The organism is Candidatus Didemnitutus sp. (assembly GCA_019634575.1).
GTDB lineage: Bacteria > Verrucomicrobiota > Verrucomicrobiia > Opitutales > Opitutaceae > Didemnitutus.
Genome location: JAHCAY010000001.1, coordinates 727,684 through 747,008 on the forward strand (window position 1 = coordinate 727,684; position 19,325 = coordinate 747,008).

Genomic DNA, 19,325 nt, shown 5'->3' on the forward strand with positions numbered 1-19,325 from the left:
GCGCCAAGACGACGGCGACTCAGGGCGCCCGGCCGCGCAGGAAGAGATTGTGCCCTGCCGCGGCGATGAAAGCTATCCTATCGACCCCGCTTGGAATGGTGGACTGACCATTGTCGTTGTAGCCCCAGGCCACGACCGTGCCGTCACTCTTCAACGCCACACTATGCCCGGAACCCGCCGCGATCGCGATCACGCCGGTCAATCCGGCCGGAACGGCGGTCTGCCCATAATACCCCCAGCCCCACGCCACCACAGTCCCGTCACCCTTCAACGCGAGGCAGTGCAGGTTTCCCGATGAGATGGCCACGACCCCGGACAGTCCCGCCGGCACCACGCCCTCACCCTGCGAATTGCCGCCCCATGCCACCACCGTGCCGTTGCTCTTCAGCGCGAAGCTCGTGTAGGCGCTCGCCGCGATGGCGGTGACGCCGGTCAGTCCAGTCGGAACCGTCGTTTGGCCGTTGGCATTGTTCCCCCACGCCACCACGGTGCCGTCATTCTTCAAGGCCAGACTGTGCGTCCCGCCCGCGGCAATCGCCGTCACACCGCTCAAACCGGCAGGCACCGTGGACTGACCGTTGCTATTGTAGCCCCACGCCACCACAGTGCCGTCGCTTTTCAGCGCCAAACTGTGGCCAGACGCCGCGATCGCCGTCACCCCCGTGAGACCGGCCGGAACCGTAGCCTGCCCGTAAGAATTGGATCCCCACGCGACGACGGTTCCGTCGCCCATGAGAATCAAGCTGTGACTGGAAGCTGCAGTCCGGATCGCGGTGGTAAGCCCGGGGATGACCGTCGCCTGACTGGAGTTGTTGTTCCCCCACGCGTAAACAATGCTGATGCCGGCGTAGGCCCGGTTTGCGGCGTGCCATCCGCCCGTGGTGAGCAGGCCCGCACGCGCATCGCCACTTGCATAGGCGACCTCCATGTAGGTTGCCGGATCCAGGTTCATTTTTTTGAAAACATACGGCGCCGCGTAAGTCTGCACCGTCGCCCCGTTGACCAACTGCAACCCCGAAAAATTGCCTGCCGCCGCCGTGCCAGTGAGGATGCCTCCCGCCAAGCTCAGTCCCGGATCCCCCGAGGCATACAGCCAGAATAGCGCATCGAGCACCTTCGCACTCGTCGGCGCGTCTTTGCTGATCGTCAGTGCAGCATGCCCGCCTGCCGCCGGAATCGTGATCCAATCGAATGCCAGCAGCCCCCGCGCATCCAGCGCAAGAATCTCGAACTTCAACTGCCCCAGATCGGTCGCCCACTCCGCTCCCACGTCCCAGGTCAGCACATGATTCGTGTTGGTCGCGATCGCGTCGCCGAGTTTGCTCGCCGTGCCTTCGACGAACGTCACGGGCTTGATCACCTTCGCGAACGAGCGCACCCCGTCGATGAAGGCCAGCGCGCGCACCTGCACTGTCGCGTCGTCTGGATCGTTCACCCGGAAATTCACGTCGAGCAGGGTCGTGCCCGCGCGCATCACCGCCGAGTTGATCACCGGCGTGGGCGCCGTGTTGCCACGCAACAGCAGCGCGCCTGCCAGCGGGATCAGGACGAGAAACAGCCGGATCGTTTTCATAAAGCGAGTCTGCGGAGCACGACGCCCGTTCACACCCGCACGGACGCAGCCGCAGTCGCATGATACACCCACCTCGCATGCCGTCTCCGCAGACATTGCGGCGCAAACGGCCCTATTAGCATGCGCAGCCCCGCTGCGCCGAGCCACGCACTTCATCAGTTCCTCGCGAAATGTTCAACGATCTGCCGCGCCTCGGATTTCCTCTTCACCGGCGCCATCGCCGAAATGCTCCCGCGCCATCAGGCAAACCGCTCCCGCGCGTGTCGTGTTGAAACACGCCTCTCGCCTCAACCCTCGGTCGGCGCCGGCTTTTTCTCCGGTCGCAGACCGTCCGCCCGCGCGTGCGCGCGGAGCAGGATCGAGAGCGCCGTCGCCGCCTCCGCCTCGTCGTAGCACACGGCGTCGGGATTCACCGGCTCCAGCAAATCGCGGTCGTTCAAATAGCGCGCGCGCACGAGGCTCTTGATGTTCGGATTGAGTGCCCGCGCGGCATTCAGAATCGCATACGCGACCGCGGCGTCCGGCAGCGTGACGACGAGGTAGGTCGCGTGCCGGATGCCCGCCTCCTCCAGAATCTGGCTGTTGGTCGCGTCGCCGTAGAGAGCGCGCTTCCCCTGCCCCTGCAACGCGAGCACGGTGTCCACGCTCATCTCGATCACGAGGTGCGAAAGGCCGATTTCCTCGACGCGGTGCTCGATCGCGCGACCGACCGGCCCATAGCCGACGATCACCACTTCAGCCGCATCGTGCACGCGCTTGAGATGCTTGAGATTCGCCGACGCCCCCTTCGCCGCCGCGCGCCGGTTCAACCAGTCGCGCAACGTGGGCCAGCGATTCACCCAGTCCTCCACGCGCTGAAATTGCGTGAACAGCCACGGGTTGATGCTGATCGAGACGATCGCCGCCGCGACGATCGCGTGGTGGCCTTCGCCCGGCAGGATGCCGAGCTTCTTGGCCGCCTCGGCGACGATGAACGAGAACTCGCCGATCTGCGCGAGACCGCCGGCCACGACGAGGCCGGTGCGCAGGGAGTTTTTTCCCGCCAGGACAATCACTAGCGCCACGAACGGCTTCACGACCAGGATGACCGCGAGCGTGCCCACGATCAGCCACGGCGCATGCAGAATCGCGTGCCAGTCGAAGAGCATGCCTACGGACACGAAGAACAGCACCGCGAACGCATCGCGCATCGGCAGCGCATCCGCGGCGGCCTGATGACTGAGCTTCGACTGCGCCACCACCATGCCCGCCAGGAACGCCCCCAGTGCCATCGACGCGCCGAACGCCAGATAGCCCGCCGTCGCCACCGCCATCGCGATGACGAGCACCGTCAAAGTGAACAACTCCCGCGACCGCAGGCTCGCCACACGCAGCATCAGCCAAGGCACCACGCGCACACCGACGACGGCCATGATGGCCCCGAGCCCCGCGAGCTTGCCGATCGCGATCGAGCCGCTGAGCAACACGGCCTTCGCATTCACTGTTTCGCCCGCCGGCGTCGCGAGCGCCGGCAGCAACACGAGAATGATGACCGTGATGATGTCCTCCACCACCAGCCAGCCCACCGCGACGCGTCCCTCGGTCGTCTCGACCGCTCCTGCGTCCATCAGCACCCGCAGCAGCACCACGGTGCTGGCCACCGAGATCGCGATGCCGAGCACGATGCCGGCGTTCCACGTCCATCCCAGCCAGACCGCCACGAGCGCGCCGCACAGCGTCGCCGCCGCGCTTTGCCCGAGCGCGCCGGGAATCGCGATTGCCCGCACCGCCAGCAGATCGCCGATATGGAAATGCAGGCCGACACCGAACATCAGCAGGATCACGCCGATCTCCGCCAACTGCAGCGCGAGCCCCACATCGCCGGAGAAACCCGGCGTGTAGGGCCCCACGATCATGCCCGCGATCAGATAGCCCACGATCGGCGACACGCCGACACGCTTCGCCAGCAAGCCGCAGAAAAGCGCGGCGGTGAGGCCGAACGCGATGGTCGTGATGAGCGAGATTTCGTGCATCGCCCCCGACCTCAAAGCCTCGGACGAGAGTGACAACAGCAAACGCTCCGGAATTCCCCGAGCTTGCGCATCCGACCGCGGGGCGCGACGCGGATGGATTGCCCAGCCGCGCCCATCGTCGCGAGGCAACGCCACTCAAGTTCGACGCCGTCGTGTCGATGCGAGGTGTGGTATGTTCCACAAGCTCGCAGCGCACGAGAATGCCTGGGTCGAAGCCGAGAACGTCGAGCGGCTCAAAACCGCCTTCACCAGTCTCGCCTTCGGCTTCGCCCTGTTGGTGGGCATGGTCGGTCTCGTGATCGGATTGCTGTAGCGCACCGCGCCCGCAGCCCGCCGGCGCGACGGTTTGGCCGCCGCGCCGCCTCAGGAATTGCCATCGAACGTCCGGAACCTCAGCCCTCGGCGCGCTGGCGCGCATCGGCCTCGATTGCGGCGCGCAGCGTATCGAGCGTGCTCCGCGCCTTGGCTTTCGCGGCGGGCAGGTCTGCAGCGCCCTTCACCGGCTCGGTGCCGAAGAGGTAGAACTTGATCTTCGGCTCGGTGCCGCTGCCGCGCGCGGCGAACGAGTAGCCGTTCGCCAGCGTCACGAGGTAGAGGTCTTGCGCCGGAATCTGTTCGCCGTCCGCGTCGAAGAATTTCTCGCGGCCGAAATCCTGGAAGCGCGTCACGGCGACGCTGCCGAAATTTTTCGGCGGGCTGGCGCGGTAGGTGTCGAGGATGCGCTTGATCTTCGCCGCACCGCTCGCGCCCTCGTAGTAGATGTTGATCACGCCCTCGAGGTAGAAGCCGCAGCGCAGATAAATCTCGTCGAGATACTCCGGCACGGTGAGGCCGCGCGATTTCACCCACGCGCACAGCTCGGCGAACATCAGGCAGGCCGCGTTGCCGTCCTTGTCGCGCAGGAAATCGTTCGGGAGGTAGCCGTAGCTTTCCTCCGTGCCGAAGAGGTAGAACGTGCTGTGCTGCTGCAGCAGCTTCGCGCGCTCGCGGAACGGCGTGGCGTCGTAGTCGAAGCCCGTGCCCATCGCGGCGGTGAGCTTCTGCTCGTAGCCACGCATCTTGCCGGCGATCCACTTGAACCCGGTGAGCGTGTTGATGACCTTCACGCCGTGCGCCTTGCCGACGGCGTCCTGCAGCGGCGTCGTGACGAAGGTCTTCACGAGACACGCGTTCGGCGTGCCTTCCTTCGGAATCCAGCCGAGTTCCTTGTATTTGGAGACGCGGTAGTCGGCCAGCAGCGCGCCGACCTGGTTGCCCGAGAGCAGCTCGAGTTTGCCGGCGCGATTGCGCACGGCGACGCCCATGCGGTCGCTGTCGGGGTCGGTCGCGAGCACGGCGTCGTGCCCGCCCTTTTCGGCGAGCGCGACCGCCATTGCGAGCGCTTCTGCGTTCTCGGGATTCGGCGACTTTACCGTCGGGAAACGCGAGTCGAACGCCGCTTGCTCCGGCACCTGCGTGACCTGCACGCCGGCCGAGGTGAGCAACGGCATCGTCGAGACGCCGCCGACGCCGTGGATGTTGGTGTAGACAACGCGGAGGTTCGCCTGGCGCACGATGTCGTGGTCGATCGCGGCCTGCGCGGCGACCTTGAGGTAGGCCTCGTCGGCGTCGCGGCCGAGCGTGGTGACCTTGGCGATGTCGGCGGTGAGGAACTCGCCCACCGCGGAGAGCGGCACGGCGTTGACCTCGGTGACGATGCCCTTGTCGTGCGGCGCAATGACCTGTGCGCCGTCGTCGAAGTAGGCCTTGAAGCCGTTGTCGTGGGGCGGATTGTGGCTCGCGGTGATCACCACGCCGCAATGCGTCTTCAGCCAGCGCACCGAAAAGCTCAGCTGCGGCGTGGAGCGCGGGCCGTCGAAAATGTAGGCCTCGCCACCGAGGCGCGTCCAAGTCGACGCCGCCAATTCGCAGAAGTGGCGCGAGAAATGGCGGACGTCGTGTGCGATCACGATGCGCGGCTTCGCGGCGCTCTTTTGCGCGGCGAGATACTCCGCGACGTAGCGGTGCAGGCCGACGACGGCGCGCACGAGCGTGAAGTCATTCAGCATGTTCGCGCCCACGCCGGCGTGCTCCGGCGAACCGGAGGCGGAAAGCGTGCCCGTCTCGGCCTTCGCGCCGACCGTGCCGATCGTGCGCCCGCGCATGCCGCCGGTGCCGAACTCGAGGTAGCGGTAGAAGCGGTCGTTCAATTCAGGCCACTGCTCGCGCTCGATCAGCTCGGCCATGCTCTGCTGCGCCCAAGCGGGCAGCCCGCCCTGCCACCACGCGGTGAGATTCTCGACGGTGCTGGGAAGCAGTTGACCCGCCTGCGCGGCGGCTTGGACTTTGGAGGACAGCGGAGTGCTCATGAGATGAAATTGATCTAGTTATTTAACACAGAGGACGCGGAGGACACAGAGAGAAGCTAGCGATCGTTCGCCAGGCGAGTGACGCCATCGACGAGTCGCGGGACGTGAAAGTTGATGAGCAGACCGATTTGGTGGCCGGTCTCTCGAATATAGGAAAGCACCTGGGCTCGATGAACGGGAAGCACTGTCTCGATCGCCTTGAGCTCGACCAACACTGTATCCTCAACGATCAAGTCGGCGCGAAACGCCACATCGATGATCTCACCTTTGTAGGTCAGTGGAACGGCCACCTGCCGCGCACATGCCAGGCCGCGCAGAAACAGTTCGCGCGCCAAACAACCTTCGTAAGCCGATTCCAGCAGCCCCGGACCTTTGGCGCGGTGAACTTCGATGGCTGCGCCGATGATTTTCTCAGTGAGTTCGTTGATGGGATTCATGTTGGTGGCAGCCCGCACCTCCACCCAATGCCGATCAACCGTCTCGAACACAATTCCGACCTCTGTGTTCTCTGCGACCTCTGTGTTTAACCCAATCACTCGAGGTAAAGATCGTTCGCGATCGCCACCGGTCGCTGCTGCCACGAGGCCTTCACGGTGTCGGCGTCGTAGCCGAACAGCGGGGAGATTTCCAGCTTCTGCGTCGACAGGCCGCTCGCATCGGTCGCGACACTCGCGCCCGCAGCCTTCAGCCAGCGCGCGAATTGCCGCTGCTGGTCCTCGGCACAGGTCTTCGGGGAATCGACGCCCTCGGCGTTCTTCACCGGGCTGAAATCGTCCGCGCGGTTCGTCTCGATGACGATCGGATTGCTCGCAAACGGCAGCGCGTCGAAGACGAACATCTCGAACTTCACGCCGTTCGGTTTCTCGGGCTTCACGGGCGCTCCGCTCGCGTCGACGGTGGGAATCTTCTTGTCGGCGCGGTGGAACGGCAGCGCCACGCCGGCGCCGCCCGCGGCCATCCGGCGCGCGAATTCGCGGTCGAGGATGTGGATCGCAATGCTGCCGGCGATGAAGCGTAGTGCACCGTCCGGCCGCGTCTCGCGCTGCATCGCCATCGGCATGTCGCTGTATTCGACGACAACGAGACGACCGTCCTGCACGCAGAAGTGCCCAACCTTTTCCTCGGCGTAAGCTTTCGGCACCATCTTGCTCGACATCTCGGAGCGCGCGAGCAGGTGGAAGCCGACGAACTCCGCGTCGATGCAGCGCACGAGCGGATTATCGACCTGGAAATAGCTGAGCGTGTCGATGCCTTCGCGTGCCATGAGGTCGAGCGCGCCGCTGCGGTGCAGCGCGCGCAGCGAGCCACCGTGGCCGTCGGGGCTGAGCGCGATGCTGCTCTTCGTCTCGAGGAGGATCTTGCCCTCGAAGTTCACCGCAGGCATCCGGCCTTGGCGAAAGAAATGCACGTGGCCGCGGTCGAGACCGAAGAAATGGTGCTGCACGAAAAACTCCTCGGTCGAGGCGTGGTTCGCATGACTGGTCATGATGAACCAGTGCAGCGGCTTCCCGTAACGGCGGCCGGCGGCGAGGAGTTTTTCGGCGAAAACCTGGAAGAGTGGCTTCCGTTTCACCGGCGTGACCGGGAACGTGCCTTTCGGACCGTCGTAACCGAGGCGCGTGCCCTGCCCGCCCGCGACCACGAAGGCCGCCACGCGTCCGGCGCGCAGCGCCGCTTCGCCGACGGCGCGGGCATTCGCCCATTTTGCGGCATCGCCGCCGTGCGCGGGGAGCGGTTCATAAGGCGCAGGCGCGAGGCCGGCGACGTTGGCGGCCGACGCCGCTTTCTCGACGACGAGCGAACGATGCAACTGCGCGATTTCCGCGAGATCGATCTCGGCCGCCTGCGCCGCGAGCGCGGCGCGTTCGGCGGAGTTCAGCTGGGCCCAGAAGGCGAAGACCTGGCCTTGGCCGGCGGCGTTGAATTTCGCGATGAGTTCGTCGTGCTGCGTCATGGCGTGCGTTTGTCGTCGGGGAAACGGAAGATGAATTCGCCCTCGCGCACGTAGCCGAGCTTCTTGCGGATGACTTCCTCCACGAGCGCAGGGTCGTGCTGGAGGCGTTCGAGGTAGTGGCGCTGTTCCACGAGCTTCGCCTCCGCCTCGTCGAGCTTGCGGCGGTTGTGCGCCTCCTGCGCACGCAGGAGCGAGAGATCGCGATAGAGCTCGAGAAAGAAGAGTCCCGCCCAAATCGCCACACCCGCGAACAGCGCCACATAGACGGAGGTGATGACCTTGTTCCAGTTCAAGAAGGCCGTCAGCTAAGCGGGCGCGCGCGGCGCGCGGCAACGCTTTTTGAAGCTTAGTTCACAGCGAATTTTCGTGCGTTTTCGGAGGCCGGCCGGATACTCCCCGGCCGATGTATCAGAGTTACTACGGTCTCACGGAGATGCCTTTCCACATCACTCCGGACCCCAAGTTCCTCTACCTGAGCCCGCCCCACCAGGAAGCGCTGCAACACCTCAAATACGGCGTCACCGAGCGGAAAGGCTTCATCGTGCTCATCGGCGAAGTCGGCTGCGGCAAGACCACGCTCTGCCGCCGTTTCCTCAGCGAACTCGACCCGCAGCACTACGACACTGCACTCGTGCTCAACCCGCGCCTGACCGAGACGCAGATGCTCAAGGCGATCATGACCGAGCTCGGCGAGACGCACCCTGCGCGCAGCAAGAACGACCTCGTGGCGCAGATGAACCAGGTGCTCCTCGCCCGCATCGCCGCCGGCCGCGAGATCGTGCTCATCATCGACGAGGCGCAGAATCTCTCCTTCGAAGTCTTCGAGCAGGTCCGCCTGCTCTCGAACCTCGAAACCGACAAGCAAAAGCTCCTCCAGATCGTCCTCATGGGCCAGCCCGAGCTGAAGGAGAAGCTCGCCCAGGAGGAACTCCGCCAGCTCCGCCAGCGCATCCTCGTCCACTACGAGCTGCGGCCGCTCACCCGCCCGGAGATGGATCACTACATCCAGCACCGGCTCACGCTCGCCGGCAGCTCCGGCCGCCCGCACTTCACGAAATGGGCGCTGCGCCACCTCTATCGCCACAGCCGGGGAATTCCCCGCATCATCAACAATCTTTGTGACAAGTCGCTCCTCTCCGCCTTCATTCGCGACTCCGATGAAGTCACCTACTGGGACGCCCGCCGCGCCTCGCGCGACCTCGATCGCCTGACCGAATGAGCCTGATCAACGACGCCCTGAAAAAAGCCCAGCGAGAGCGCGGCGAAACTCCCTCGGTCTCGAACGCACCGATGCCCGGCGGCGGCAGCGCCCAAACCGCCCGCGCGAGCACGAAGAGCGCGGGCCCCAATCCCAAATTTCTGCTCCTCGGCGCCGGGGCGTTGCTCGGCGTGCTGGTCGCACTCGGCACCGTCCTGTGGCTCCGCCCGGCGTCCACTCCCGCCATCGCCGCCACGCGCGAGCCCCGCACGACCGATTCGCCGACATCTGCGTCGGTGCCGGCGGCCAATTCCCCCGCCCCCGCCGCGGAGACGCTGTCGACTCCCGCACCGGCAAAACTCGCTGAACCCACTTCCGTCGCAAAGATCGAGCTGCCCGCCGTCGCCGCCACCACACCGACGTCCGCTCCGCCGTCGACCGGTTCAACCCTCGACCCCGCATCGTCCGCCGCAAGCGCGCCAGCCCCAGCGCCGGCTCAAGTCTCTCCCGCCCCCGTCGTCCAGAGCGACCCGCCCACACCGTCGACCCGCATGGTCGAGGCGATCGAGGGCTTCCGCGTCACCGGCATCCGCGCCGGCGCTGGCAGCGACGCCAAGGTGTTGATGAACGACCGCGTCTTCCGCCTCGGCGACACCGTCGACCATTCCCTCGGCATCAAGCTCATCGCCGCCACGCCCAACTCGCTCACTTTCCGCGACTCCGCCGGCGCGACCTACACGCGGAATTTCTAGGCCCGTTCAATAAGCCGAGCCCGGCGGACGGAAAACCTGCCGCAATGTCGCGAGCGTGATCTGCACGTCGAGCCAGATGGACCATTCGGCGATGTAGTGCAGGTCGCGACGCACGCGCTCCTCGAGCAGTTCCGCGCTCGTGATTTCCCCGCGCAAGCCCTCGCTTTGCGCCAGACCCGTGATCCCCGGCTTCACGTAGTGCCGCGTGCGGTAGGCCTTGGCCCGCCGCTCGAACTCTTCGTCGAGCAACGGCATCACCGGCCGCGGTCCCACGATGCTCATCTCGCCGATGAGGACGTTCCAGAATTGCGGAAACTCGTCCAAACTGTGCCGCCGCAGGAACCGGCCGAAGGGATACACGCGCGCGTCGTCGCGGCTCGCCTGCATCGATTCCGCGCGCTCATCCGCGGACGCGACGTGCATGGTGCGAAACTTCAGCATGGAAAACTGCTGCCGCTGCTCGCCCGCCCGCGCGCGGATGTGCAGGAGCGGGCCCGGCGATTGCCGGCGCTGCACGAGCCACACCACCAGCGCCAGCGGCGGCAACACGAGCAACACCACCGGCAACGCCACCGCGAGGTCGAACGCCCGCTTCATCGCCCGATTCAGCGGCTCCTCGAGCGGCTCGTCGTGGAGCGTGAAGTAGTGCTGTCCGCCGACCTCGACCGAGACCGCCGGATGTCCGAGCCGCTCATCGATGTCCTGGCGCAGCAACACCCGCGCGCCCTCGGCCTGACAGACTTCCACCGCGCCGCGCACGAGCGCGGACTCCGCGGGCAACTCCCAAAAAATCACCTGCCCCGCCCGTGTCCGCCGGATCAGTTCCGCGAGCTCGCCGCTCGCACCGAGCCAGCCACGCAACGGCGGCACCGAGCCCTCCGGCAATGCCTGCCACGACACGTATCCGCTGACCTCCAAGCCCAGATGCCTGCGCCCCGCCAGCCACGCCTCGATCTCCGGCATGTTCTCCGCCCGCGCGAGCACGAGCGCCGGAATGCGCGCCCCCCCGCCGTAGACCAGCCCAGCCAGCCAGCGCGGCAACACGACGTGCAGGATCGCCAGCCCGCCCCAGATGAAAACAAGAAAGGTGCCGAGAAAGAGCCGGCTGATGCTCCGATCCTGCGTCGCGAACATCATCGCAAACACCACCAACGCCACCACCGCGACCTGTTGCGACGCCAGCGCCAGCGCCCCACCCGCACCGAGCTCCGTGAGCCGCCAGCCCCGCGCGCCCACCGCCCGACCCGCCAGCAACATGCCGAGCACGACACTCACGAAATACGGCATCAGCACCGTCTCCGGCGTCAGCCGCACGATCTCCGACAGGAACTGCATCGTGAATTCCGCGTAGACCCAGAAAAACAACGCCACCAACAGCAACGCAACGGCGCTGTGGAGTTCCGCGAGCCCACGGTGACGGTTGAGCAGCATTCCCGGCGGACGCTACACGGCGGACCTTGCCCGGCAAGCTTCCGCGTCGATCCGCCGCCGCGTCCGCGCTGACACGCACTTCCCGCTGGCCAGTGCGCGGCGGCGCGATTTTGCTGCCCTCCCCGATGAACGCCCCCCTGCTCCAGGAAAACTTCCGTCAACGCTACGGCCGCGCGCCGCAGGTCATCGCCCGCGCGCCGGGCCGCATCGAGTTCATCGGCAATCACACCGACTACAACGGCGGCGCGGTCATCGGCGCCGCCATCGACCGTTACGTCTGGATCGCCGCCGCGCCGGCGAACGACAGCCAACGCCTCCGCTTCGCCTCCGGCGTCGACGGGCAGACCATCGAGATTCCCGCCGCGCACAGCGCGAAGCTCACCGGCGCCGAGGCGTGGATCAACTACCCGCGCGGCGTCTGGCGCTCGCTGGCCGATTTCAACCTGCCCGCCCCCGGCGCGTTCGACCTGCTCGTCGCCTCGGACCTGCCGACCGGCGCCGGCCTTTCCAGCAGCGCCGCGCTCGAACTCTCCACCGCGCTCGCGCTGCTGCAGCTCGCCGGCGCACCCGCGATCTCGCCCGCCACGCTCGCCGCCATCGGCCGGCACGCGGAAAACATCCACGTCGGCGTGCCGTGCGGCATCCTCGATCAGGGCACGAGTGCCTTCGGCCGCGCCGGCCAGCTGGTGCACATCGACTGCCGCGGGCCGTCGTTCTCGCTCCTGCCGTTGCCGGCTGAGGTCAGCCTGTGGGTGTTCAACAGCCTCGAAAAACACGCGCTCGTCGACGGTCTCTACGCCACCCGCCACCAGGAATGCAAGGCCGCCGCCGCCGCGCTCGGCGCGACGTGGCTCACGCAGATTTCGCCCGCGGATTTCGACGCCCGCGCCGATCGCCTGCCACCGCCGCAGGCCGCGCGCGCCCGCCACGTCATCGCGGAAAACGACCGCGTCGCCGCCGTCGTCCGCGCGCTCGAGGCGGGCGACCTGCGCTCCGTCGGCGAGCTGCTCAAAGCCTCGCACCGCAGCTCGCGCGAGCTCTTCGAGAACAGCACGCCTTCGCTCGACTCCCTTGTCGAACTGCTCAGCGCCGCGCCGGGCGTCTACGGCGCCCGCCTGACCGGCGGCGGTTTCGGCGGCGCCGTCATGGCGCTGACCGATCGCAGCTTCGACGCCGAGGCGGCCGCGCAAATCGCCGCCCGGCACGCAGCGCGCCAGCACCCGCAGCCCGAAGTGATCCAGCTGCACACAGGCGACGGCGCGAAACTCATTCCGTTGACGTGACCTGTTCCCGCGCGCGCCGCAACCGAGCCGAGCGCGCGTTCGAGGCGGATTATCGGCCATCGTCCGAGCCGCTGCGCTGATCTGCGGCGATTTCCCAATGGTCGTCGCAGCACACTCGCCTTGCCGCGCCCCGCGCCGCATGTTGCGCGCATGCTCACCCCACGCTTGCGCGCGATTCTGATCGGCGGCGGCATCGCCGGATTCTGCGACATTTCGTATGCCTGCGGTTTCTGGGCGCTGCGGGGCGTCGCGCCGGCGCGAGTGCTTCAGTCCGTGGCCAGCGGTCTCCTCGGCGCGGACGCCTTCAACGGCGGCGCGACCACCGCGGCGCTCGGCCTCGCGCTGCATTTCCTCATCGCGCTGATTTTCGCCGGCGCGTTCGTGCTCGCGAGCGGGCAGGTCGCGGTGCTCGGGCGGCGCGCGTTTCTGAGCGGAGCGATCTACGGCTTCCTCATCTTCTGGCTGATGAACCTCGTGGTGCTGCCGCTGTCGGCCTTCCCGCGCAAGGTGACCTTCGCGCCGGCGGCGACAATCACGGGGTTGATCGTGCACACGTTTCTCATCGGCGTGCCGATCGCTCTCGCCGCGCGGCGGGCCGTCCCGGTGCCGTCGCCTCGCTGACCGCTTGCCTCACGGCGGGGCGCACGCGACTCTGTCGGCATGCAAGCGCTCCACGCCGATCTGCTCTGGACCGACTACAGTCCGCTCAAGCTGGCCGGGCTTCCCGTCGGCCGACGCGCCTGCGTCGCGCGCAACGCGGCGGGCCGGCTCGTCGTGTTCTCGCCGCTGCGCGGTTCGCCGCGAAATATCGCCGCGCTGCGGGAGCTCGGCGATGTCGCCGCGTTCGTCGTGCCGAGCCGGTTCCACGACCTGTTTTTCCCCGACTATTTCGAAGCGTTTCCCAGCGCGCGGTTTCTCGGCAATCGCGGCGTGATCACGGAGCATCCGAACTGGCCGCTGCACGAGATCGCCGCCGACACGCCGGAGCTGGCCGGCTTCGGCTCGCTGCTCCTCGCGGGCATGCCGAAGATGGACGAACAAATTTTTCTGCACCGCGCCTCGCGCACGCTGATCGTCGCCGACGCGCTGTTCAACGTGCCGCCGCCCGCGGGCCTGCTCGCGCGGCTCGTCGGTTCGCTCGCCGACATCGGCGGCGGCGTGCCGCGCCAATCGCGCTTCGGACGCATCAACGTCAAGGATCGCGCCGCGTTCACAGCGGCGTTGCGGGAAATCGCGACGTGGGACTTCGACCGCATCGTGCCGGGGCACGGCGAAGTCGTCGAACGCGATGGGGCGCGGGTGTGGCGGGAGGCGTTCCCCGCCCTCGCTGATTGAGAGCGCGCCGCGATTATTTGGCGGCGTCGAGATTCAGCTGCACGTAGACGGGGCGATGATCGCTCGCGTCACGCACGCCGGCGCCGTCGTGGATGCGCGCATTGCCTTTGCCGGCGACGAACGGCTTCAGGCCGGCGGAAACGAGCATGAAATCGATGCGGCTGTAGCTGTCCTCGGCCCGGTAGAAATGCGTCCACATCTCGCCACGCGAATCGTAGGCGCGGAGCAGTTCGCCGAGCGGCTGGTTGCCGCGTTTGACGAGCGCGCGAATGGGTTTGCTGTTGCGCGAGTCGTTCCAGTCGCCGCAGACGAGGAACTTCGCCCCCGCGGAATCGGGGAAGCGGGTGAAGACGAGATCGCGCACGGCCTCGGCCTCGAGCTGTCGCTGCAAGGTCCCCTCGGGATCGTCGGGGCGCTCGGTGCGTTTGCTCTTCAGGTGGATGACGAAAACCGTGAGATCGCCCTCGCTGGTCGCGAACGTCGCCTCGAGCACGCCGCGCTTCACCACGTCGGCCTGGCCGAAATATTTGACCGGCACCTGCGTGTGGCGCTTCACGTCCTTGAAGGGGAGCTTCGAGAGGATCGCGACGTGGCGCTCGGTGTCCGCGCCTTCGAGCACGGTGGCGTGCGGATAATCGAGTCCCGCGGCCTTGAGATCGGCCTGGAACTCCGCGAGGAACGGCGGGCCGCCCATCTCCTCGACGGCGAGGATGTCCGGGGCGAAGCCTTGGAGCGATTGCACGAGCGCCTGCTTCTCGCTGTCGGGTTTCGGGTAGGCCTTGCGGTAGACGCCGTCGGCCATGCGGTCGGAGATGTTGTAGTTCTCGACGTTGTAGGCCGCGACGGTGAGCGCGGACGCGAGTGCAGCCGACGTGAGCGTCAGCAATCCCAGAACGCAGCGACGCAGAAGGGTGGCGGAAAGCATGGCGGGCAGCCAAAGACGATTCGGCGATCACGTCGACTTCGTTTCACCCGACGGCGCTCCGCGCCCTTCCGGGCAAGGAATACACAACATTTCGCCACGGGTGCGTAATCCGATACGGCAAACGGGCCGATAAAACCGAATACGCCGCGCGTCGGGCCTAGGCGCGTGGCCAACATCCGTCCCCCGCCCCGCCCTTGTCCTCGCACTCCTTTTCCATTTTCAGTGCCCGGCGTCTGCACGCGCCCGGGATTCGCACGCGCCCGGACTGAGCGAGCGTCATGCCCGCCCCGGCCACATCCGACTCGCCCGTCCATCTTGTCCGCCGCGCCGAAGCGGCGGTATTCCGCGTGCTTTTGCTCCTCGCCAGCGCGCTGATGGGCAGCCACGCGACGCGCGGCGTCGTGCGCGCCAAGCTACTCGTCACGGTCTTGGTGCTGGGCACGCTGCCGCTGCTCATCGCACTCTATATTCTGCCCGTGCAGGTCCAGCGGACGCTGACGCGCCAGGGACACAACTACCTGCGGCAGGTCGCGCAGGATCTCGTCAATCTCACGCACAACGAAATGCAGCGCCACCTGGAAACGGCGCGCAGCCTGGCCCAGGTCGACGCCATCGCCACCGCCGTGTTGCGCCGGCATGCGGGCGAACTCGACGCCAAGGGACTCGCCTCGGCCAACCGCCAAATCTCGGCCCTTCTGCGCGGCCTCGCCGCCCATCACTACCAAGGCATCTTCCTCGCGGACGCGGACGGGCACACTTTCGCCGGGGCACTCCGCGACGGTCCCGCCAACGCCTACGCCGCCATCGACATCAACGATCGCGCCTATTTCAGCGCCGTGCGCAACCTCCGGCAGCCGGTCGTGAGCAACCCGCTCCATTCCAAAATTGGCGGGGTGCCGATCGTCGTCGTCGCCGTGCCGATTCTCGACTCCAAGGGAGAGTTCGTCGGCCTGCTCGGCTTATCGGTGGAACTCGGACATCTCGCCGGCGTGATCAGCAGCCAGCACTTGGGGGAGACGGGATATCCTTTTGCGATCGACCGCCAGGGATTGTTGGTGATTCACCCCGATCCGGCCCGGGCGTTCAAGCAGAGGGTCGAGGATGTCCCCGGCGCCCTCACCCTCGGGATGAAAATGCAGCGCGGGGAAAGCGGCGTGGAGGCTTACGTCCTGAATGACGGCGCCCGCAAGATCGCGGCGTTCGCGCCCGAACCGCTCTCCGGCTGGAGCATCGCCGCCTCCATCGAGGAAGCGGAGTTCTCGGGACCGGCCCAGCGGATGCGCCTGATCATTCTCGCCCTCATCGTCGCGTGCGTCGTCGCCGCCGCGGTGCTCGCAGCCATTTTTGCCGCCGGGCTCGAGCGACTCAACCGCAGCCTCGCCGAGGTGCGGGCCAGCGAATTGAAACTCGCCCAACAGGCCGCGCTGCTCGACCAGACCAACGACGGCATCCTCGTCTGCGACCTCGAGGGCGTGATTCGCTTCTGGAACCGCGGCGCGGAGCGCCTCTACGGCTGGACGGCGGAGGAGGCAATCGGCCGGCGCCTGCACGAACTGCTCCACATCGACGAACATCTGGTGCGCGCCGGCATCGAAGGCGTCCTGCACACCGGCTCGTGGTTCGGCCACGTGGAGAAGAAGACCCGGTCCGGGAAAGTCCGCGTCCTCGACTGCAGCTGGACGCTGCTCCGCGACGAACACGGCAGCCCCCAATCGATCCTCACGACCGACACCGACATCACGGAACGCCGCGAGATGGAATCGAAGTTTCTGCGCGCGCAACGCATGGAAAGCATCGGCACTCTCGCCGGCGGCATCGCGCACGACCTGAACAACCTTCTCTCGCCCATCGTCGTCGGTCTCGACCTGCTCAAATCCTCGCCGCGCAGCGCCGAGGACCACCGCATCTTCAACCTGATGGGACAAGCTTCGACCCGCGCCACCGCCCTCGTCCGGCAGGTGTTGTCCTTCGCCCGCGGCGAGGAAGGCGCGCGCGTCTCGGTGCACATCCGCTACGTCGCCCGCGAAGTCGCCGCTATCGTGCAGAGCACTTTCCCCCGCAACATCACATTCCGCCTCGATTGCGCGAAGGACCTCTGGCTCGTCCACGCCGACCCGACACAGCTCAACCAGGTGATCCTCAATCTCTGCGTCAACGCCCGCGACGCCATGCCCGAGGGCGGCCAGCTCACTCTCGCCGCCCGCAACGTCGAACTGGACGAGCAATTCTCCGGGATAAACCACCACATCGCGCCCGGTCGCTACGTGGTGGTCGAGGTCGCGGACACGGGCACCGGCATCCCGCGCGAGATCATCGAGAAAATCTTCGACCCCTTCTTCACCACCAAGGAACGCGGCAAGGGCACCGGTCTCGGGCTCTCCACCGTGCTCGGCATCACGCGCGCCCACGGCGGCGCCGTGAACGTCTACAGCGAGCCCGGCCACGGCAGCGTGTTCAAAATCTATCTGCCCGCCAGCACCGCCGCGCTCGCTTCCGATCCCGTCGCCAACGAAACCGCGGCTCCTTTCAGCGGCGACGGCAAAACGATCCTGCTCGTCGAGGACGAGGACATGATCCGCGACGTCACCCGCCGCGCACTGGAGTTTGCCGGCTACAGCGTGATCACGGCGAACGACGGTGCGCAGGGTTTCGCCCTGTTTCATCGCCATCGCGAGGAAATCGATCTCGTCCTCACCGACATGATGATGCCGATCATGGACGGCGCGGCCCTCGTCGCCGCGCTCCGCCGCATCGACCCGCAGATCGTGGTGATCGCGGCCAGCGGTCTGAACGACAACAACAACCAGATCAAAGCCGCCCAGGCCGGCATTTCCCATTTCCTCTGCAAACCCTACACGACCGCGTCGCTGCTCGCCGCGATCGCCCGCGCGACCGGACAGCCGCAGCTCTAACGACGGGACGTGAGCGCGCGCTCGCGTTCGACGATCGTCGGGTGCGAGTAGTAGACGGCGCTGTAGAGCGGGTGCGGCGTGAGGTTCGTGAGATTTTTCTGCGCGAGCTTGTGCAGCGCGCCGACCATCGGCGTCGCGGAGCCCATCGCGTCCTTCGCGAACGCGTCGGCTTCATACTCGTGCTTGCGCGAGATCCAGTTGCCGATCGGCGAGAACCAGAACGTCGCGAGCGATCCGAGCAGCGCAAAGAGCAGGAACGTCGGCGCCAGCGCGCCCGCCGGCAGACCGAACGCGGTGTTGAACCACGGCGCCTGCACGAGCCACGCAATCACGGCGAAACCGCCGAACTGGAGCAGCGCGCCCGTGATCAGCCGCTGCGGGATGTGGCCGCGCTTGTAGTGGCCGATTTCGTGCGCGAGCACCGCCTCAAGTTCGGCCTGGGAGAGCTGCGCGATGAGCGTGTCGAACAGCACGATGCGCCGGAAGCGACCGAAGCCGGTGAAGAACGCGTTCGAGTGACCGGAGCGCTTCGAACCGTCCATCACCTCGATGGTTTCGGCGTGGAAGCCCGTGCGATCCGCCAGTGCGAGCAGACGGTCGCGCTGCTCGCCCTCGCCGAGCGGCGTGAGCTTGTTGAAGAGCGGCAGGATCAGTTTCGGATAGAGCACGAGCATCAACAGCTGAAAGCCGAACAGGAGCGCGAAACCCCAAATCCACCACGAGGCGCCGGCCCACGTCACGAGTTTCAGCAACGCCCACGCGAGCGGGAAGCCGAGCGCGAGGCCCAGCGCCCAGCCTTTGACCTGATCGGCGACCCAAAGTCCGAGCGTGCTCTTGTTGAAACCGAAACGCGCCTCGAGGCGGAACTGCGCCCACCATTCCAGCGGCAGACCGGGCAGGCTGAGCAATAGAAACGTCACGACCAAAAACAGCGCGCCGCTCCACGCCGCGCCCGGCGCGAGCGCGTCGAACTTCGCCCAGAGCACCGGCAGCAGCCCGCTGAAAAGCACGGCGGCGAGCACGGCGGCGTCGTAGACGAACTCCACCGCCGCGAACCGACTCTTCGCCAGCGTGTAGTCGCTGGCGCGCGCGAAGGTCGCATCGTCCATGATGTCCGTCAGCCGTCCCGGCGGCACGCCGGCGTGCAGGCGCGTCTCGGAACGGTTGAGGAACTCGAGTGCGAGTTGCGCCGCGAGGCGCAGGGAAAGGAGGACAGTAACCGCGAGCGGCAGCCCATGCATGGTGAAGATGCAGAACAGGTTTCGCGGACCGCGCGAGCCCGAACCGGTTGGACCTCCCTCCGGGTCAAAGATTGATTGAAAAGCCCTTGCCCCGACGCACAGTGACCGTCGTGGAATCTGACAAGAACGCCAAACCCAGCTTTGAAACGGCCCTCGCCCGCCTCGAAGCCATCGTTGACTCGATGGAACAGGGCGAAGTGTCGCTGGCGGACTTGTTGGCCAAGTATGAGGAGGGCACGAAGCTGCTCAAAGTCTGCGAAGCCCGCCTCAAGGATGCCGAACTGAAGATCGAGAAGCTGAAAAAGCAGAAGGACGGCACCGCGACTTTCGAGTCGTTCGAGCCCGCGCGCAGCGAGTGATT

The 19,325-nt window shown here is 66.5% G+C and carries 17 protein-coding genes; 8 read left to right on the forward strand and 9 right to left on the reverse strand.

Going from position 1 to position 19,325, the window contains the following annotated elements:
* Window positions 1-19: 19 nt before the first annotated feature.
* Together KF715_03005 and KF715_03010 are read right to left on the reverse strand one after the other, a co-directional pair.
* Window positions 20-1,573: a hypothetical protein gene (locus KF715_03005; protein MBX3735634.1), complete on the reverse strand. Its 1,554-nt coding sequence runs from the start codon at window positions 1,571-1,573 to the stop codon at window positions 20-22.
* Window positions 1,574-1,860: 287 nt separating this feature from the next.
* A complete protein-coding gene (locus tag KF715_03010; GenBank protein MBX3735635.1) occupies window positions 1,861-3,585 on the reverse strand; it encodes a cation:proton antiporter in 1,725 nt (574 codons plus the stop codon).
* Between the two features lie 172 nt (window positions 3,586-3,757).
* Here KF715_03010 and KF715_03015 point away from each other — a divergent pair, with 172 nt between their 5' ends.
* A complete protein-coding gene (locus KF715_03015; GenBank protein MBX3735636.1) occupies window positions 3,758-3,898 on the forward strand; it encodes a hypothetical protein in 141 nt (46 codons plus the stop codon).
* A 79-nt stretch (window positions 3,899-3,977) separates the two neighbouring features.
* On the opposite strand, the gene KF715_03020 is transcribed toward KF715_03015, so the two are convergent.
* From KF715_03020 to KF715_03035, 4 genes are all read right to left on the reverse strand, one after another.
* Complete coding sequence (locus KF715_03020) at window positions 3,978-5,933, reverse strand: phospho-sugar mutase (GenBank protein ID MBX3735637.1); 1,956 nt, start codon at window positions 5,931-5,933, stop codon at window positions 3,978-3,980.
* 56 nt (window positions 5,934-5,989) lie between these two features.
* Window positions 5,990-6,370: a GxxExxY protein gene (locus KF715_03025; GenBank protein MBX3735638.1), complete on the reverse strand. Its 381-nt coding sequence runs from the start codon at window positions 6,368-6,370 to the stop codon at window positions 5,990-5,992.
* Window positions 6,371-6,465: 95 nt separating this feature from the next.
* Window positions 6,466-7,887 carry a UDPGP type 1 family protein gene (locus KF715_03030; GenBank protein MBX3735639.1) on the reverse strand — a complete coding sequence of 474 codons (1,422 nt, stop codon included), beginning with the start codon at window positions 7,885-7,887 and terminating at the stop codon, window positions 6,466-6,468.
* A complete protein-coding gene (locus tag KF715_03035) occupies window positions 7,884-8,180 on the reverse strand; it encodes a septum formation initiator family protein (GenBank protein MBX3735640.1) in 297 nt (98 codons plus the stop codon). Before KF715_03035 ends, KF715_03030 begins: the two co-directional genes overlap by 4 nt.
* Window positions 8,181-8,290: 110 nt before the next feature.
* Here KF715_03035 and KF715_03040 point away from each other — a divergent pair, with 110 nt between their 5' ends.
* Both KF715_03040 and KF715_03045 read left to right on the forward strand, forming a co-directional pair.
* Window positions 8,291-9,106, forward strand: coding sequence for an AAA family ATPase (locus KF715_03040; protein ID MBX3735641.1), 816 nt, complete (start codon window positions 8,291-8,293; stop codon window positions 9,104-9,106).
* Entirely contained in the window at window positions 9,103-9,837 is a 735-nt protein-coding gene (locus KF715_03045; protein MBX3735642.1) for a hypothetical protein, read from the forward strand. The genes KF715_03040 and KF715_03045 overlap by 4 nt, the downstream gene beginning before the upstream one ends.
* 6 nt (window positions 9,838-9,843) lie before the next feature.
* Here the strand turns inward: KF715_03045 and KF715_03050 are convergent, their stop codons facing one another.
* Window positions 9,844-11,268, reverse strand: coding sequence for an exopolysaccharide biosynthesis polyprenyl glycosylphosphotransferase (locus tag KF715_03050; GenBank protein MBX3735643.1), 1,425 nt, complete (start codon window positions 11,266-11,268; stop codon window positions 9,844-9,846).
* Window positions 11,269-11,393: 125 nt separating this feature from the next.
* Here KF715_03050 and galK point away from each other — a divergent pair, with 125 nt between their 5' ends.
* From galK to KF715_03065, 3 genes are all read left to right on the forward strand, one after another.
* Window positions 11,394-12,551, forward strand: a complete 1,158-nt coding sequence (gene galK / locus KF715_03055; protein ID MBX3735644.1) for a galactokinase — start codon at window positions 11,394-11,396, stop codon at window positions 12,549-12,551.
* Window positions 12,552-12,701: 150 nt separating this feature from the next.
* Window positions 12,702-13,172 (forward strand): hypothetical protein, encoded by a 471-nt coding sequence (locus KF715_03060; GenBank protein MBX3735645.1) that lies wholly within the window; start codon window positions 12,702-12,704, stop codon window positions 13,170-13,172.
* A gap of 39 nt (window positions 13,173-13,211) precedes the next feature.
* Window positions 13,212-13,886, forward strand: a complete 675-nt coding sequence (locus KF715_03065; GenBank protein MBX3735646.1) for a hypothetical protein — start codon at window positions 13,212-13,214, stop codon at window positions 13,884-13,886.
* 13 nt (window positions 13,887-13,899) lie between these two features.
* Here the strand turns inward: KF715_03065 and KF715_03070 are convergent, their stop codons facing one another.
* On the reverse strand, window positions 13,900-14,811 hold the full coding sequence (locus KF715_03070; GenBank protein ID MBX3735647.1) for an endonuclease/exonuclease/phosphatase family protein: 912 nt from the start codon (window positions 14,809-14,811) through the stop codon (window positions 13,900-13,902).
* A gap of 278 nt (window positions 14,812-15,089) precedes the next feature.
* Between KF715_03070 and KF715_03075 the strand changes: the two genes are divergently transcribed.
* Window positions 15,090-17,723 carry a response regulator gene (locus tag KF715_03075; GenBank protein MBX3735648.1) on the forward strand — a complete coding sequence of 878 codons (2,634 nt, stop codon included), beginning with the start codon at window positions 15,090-15,092 and terminating at the stop codon, window positions 17,721-17,723.
* Here the strand turns inward: KF715_03075 and KF715_03080 are convergent.
* Window positions 17,720-18,964 (reverse strand): M48 family metallopeptidase, encoded by a 1,245-nt coding sequence (locus tag KF715_03080; GenBank protein MBX3735649.1) that lies wholly within the window; start codon window positions 18,962-18,964, stop codon window positions 17,720-17,722. The genes KF715_03075 and KF715_03080 overlap by 4 nt on opposite strands.
* A gap of 110 nt (window positions 18,965-19,074) precedes the next feature.
* On the opposite strand from KF715_03080, the gene xseB reads away from it, so the two are divergent.
* Entirely contained in the window at window positions 19,075-19,323 is a 249-nt protein-coding gene (gene xseB / locus KF715_03085) for an exodeoxyribonuclease VII small subunit (protein ID MBX3735650.1), read from the forward strand.
* The last annotated feature ends 2 nt before the right edge of the window (window positions 19,324-19,325 follow it).

What these genes read in the sequence shown, in the direction of transcription:
- KF715_03030 (MBX3735639.1), bottom strand. Translation starts at nt 7,887, where the DNA reads ATGACGCAGCACGACGAACTCATCGCGAAATTCAACGCCGCCGGCCAA.
- KF715_03080 (MBX3735649.1), bottom strand. Translation starts at nt 18,964, where the DNA reads ATGCATGGGCTGCCGCTCGCGGTTACTGTCCTCCTTTCCCTGCGCCTC.
- KF715_03010 (MBX3735635.1), bottom strand. Translation starts at nt 3,585, where the DNA reads ATGCACGAAATCTCGCTCATCACGACCATCGCGTTCGGCCTCACCGCC.
- KF715_03040 (MBX3735641.1), top strand. Translation starts at nt 8,291, where the DNA reads ATGTATCAGAGTTACTACGGTCTCACGGAGATGCCTTTCCACATCACT.
- KF715_03065 (MBX3735646.1), top strand. Translation starts at nt 13,212, where the DNA reads ATGCAAGCGCTCCACGCCGATCTGCTCTGGACCGACTACAGTCCGCTC.
- KF715_03005 (MBX3735634.1), bottom strand. Translation starts at nt 1,573, where the DNA reads ATGAAAACGATCCGGCTGTTTCTCGTCCTGATCCCGCTGGCAGGCGCG.
- KF715_03015 (MBX3735636.1), top strand. Translation starts at nt 3,758, where the DNA reads ATGTTCCACAAGCTCGCAGCGCACGAGAATGCCTGGGTCGAAGCCGAG.
- galK (MBX3735644.1), top strand. Translation starts at nt 11,394, where the DNA reads ATGAACGCCCCCCTGCTCCAGGAAAACTTCCGTCAACGCTACGGCCGC.
- KF715_03075 (MBX3735648.1), top strand. Translation starts at nt 15,090, where the DNA reads ATGCCCGCCCCGGCCACATCCGACTCGCCCGTCCATCTTGTCCGCCGC.
- KF715_03025 (MBX3735638.1), bottom strand. Translation starts at nt 6,370, where the DNA reads ATGAATCCCATCAACGAACTCACTGAGAAAATCATCGGCGCAGCCATC.
- KF715_03050 (MBX3735643.1), bottom strand. Translation starts at nt 11,268, where the DNA reads ATGCTGCTCAACCGTCACCGTGGGCTCGCGGAACTCCACAGCGCCGTT.
- KF715_03060 (MBX3735645.1), top strand. Translation starts at nt 12,702, where the DNA reads ATGCTCACCCCACGCTTGCGCGCGATTCTGATCGGCGGCGGCATCGCC.
- KF715_03020 (MBX3735637.1), bottom strand. Translation starts at nt 5,933, where the DNA reads ATGAGCACTCCGCTGTCCTCCAAAGTCCAAGCCGCCGCGCAGGCGGGT.
- KF715_03045 (MBX3735642.1), top strand. Translation starts at nt 9,103, where the DNA reads ATGAGCCTGATCAACGACGCCCTGAAAAAAGCCCAGCGAGAGCGCGGC.
- KF715_03070 (MBX3735647.1), bottom strand. Translation starts at nt 14,811, where the DNA reads ATGCTTTCCGCCACCCTTCTGCGTCGCTGCGTTCTGGGATTGCTGACG.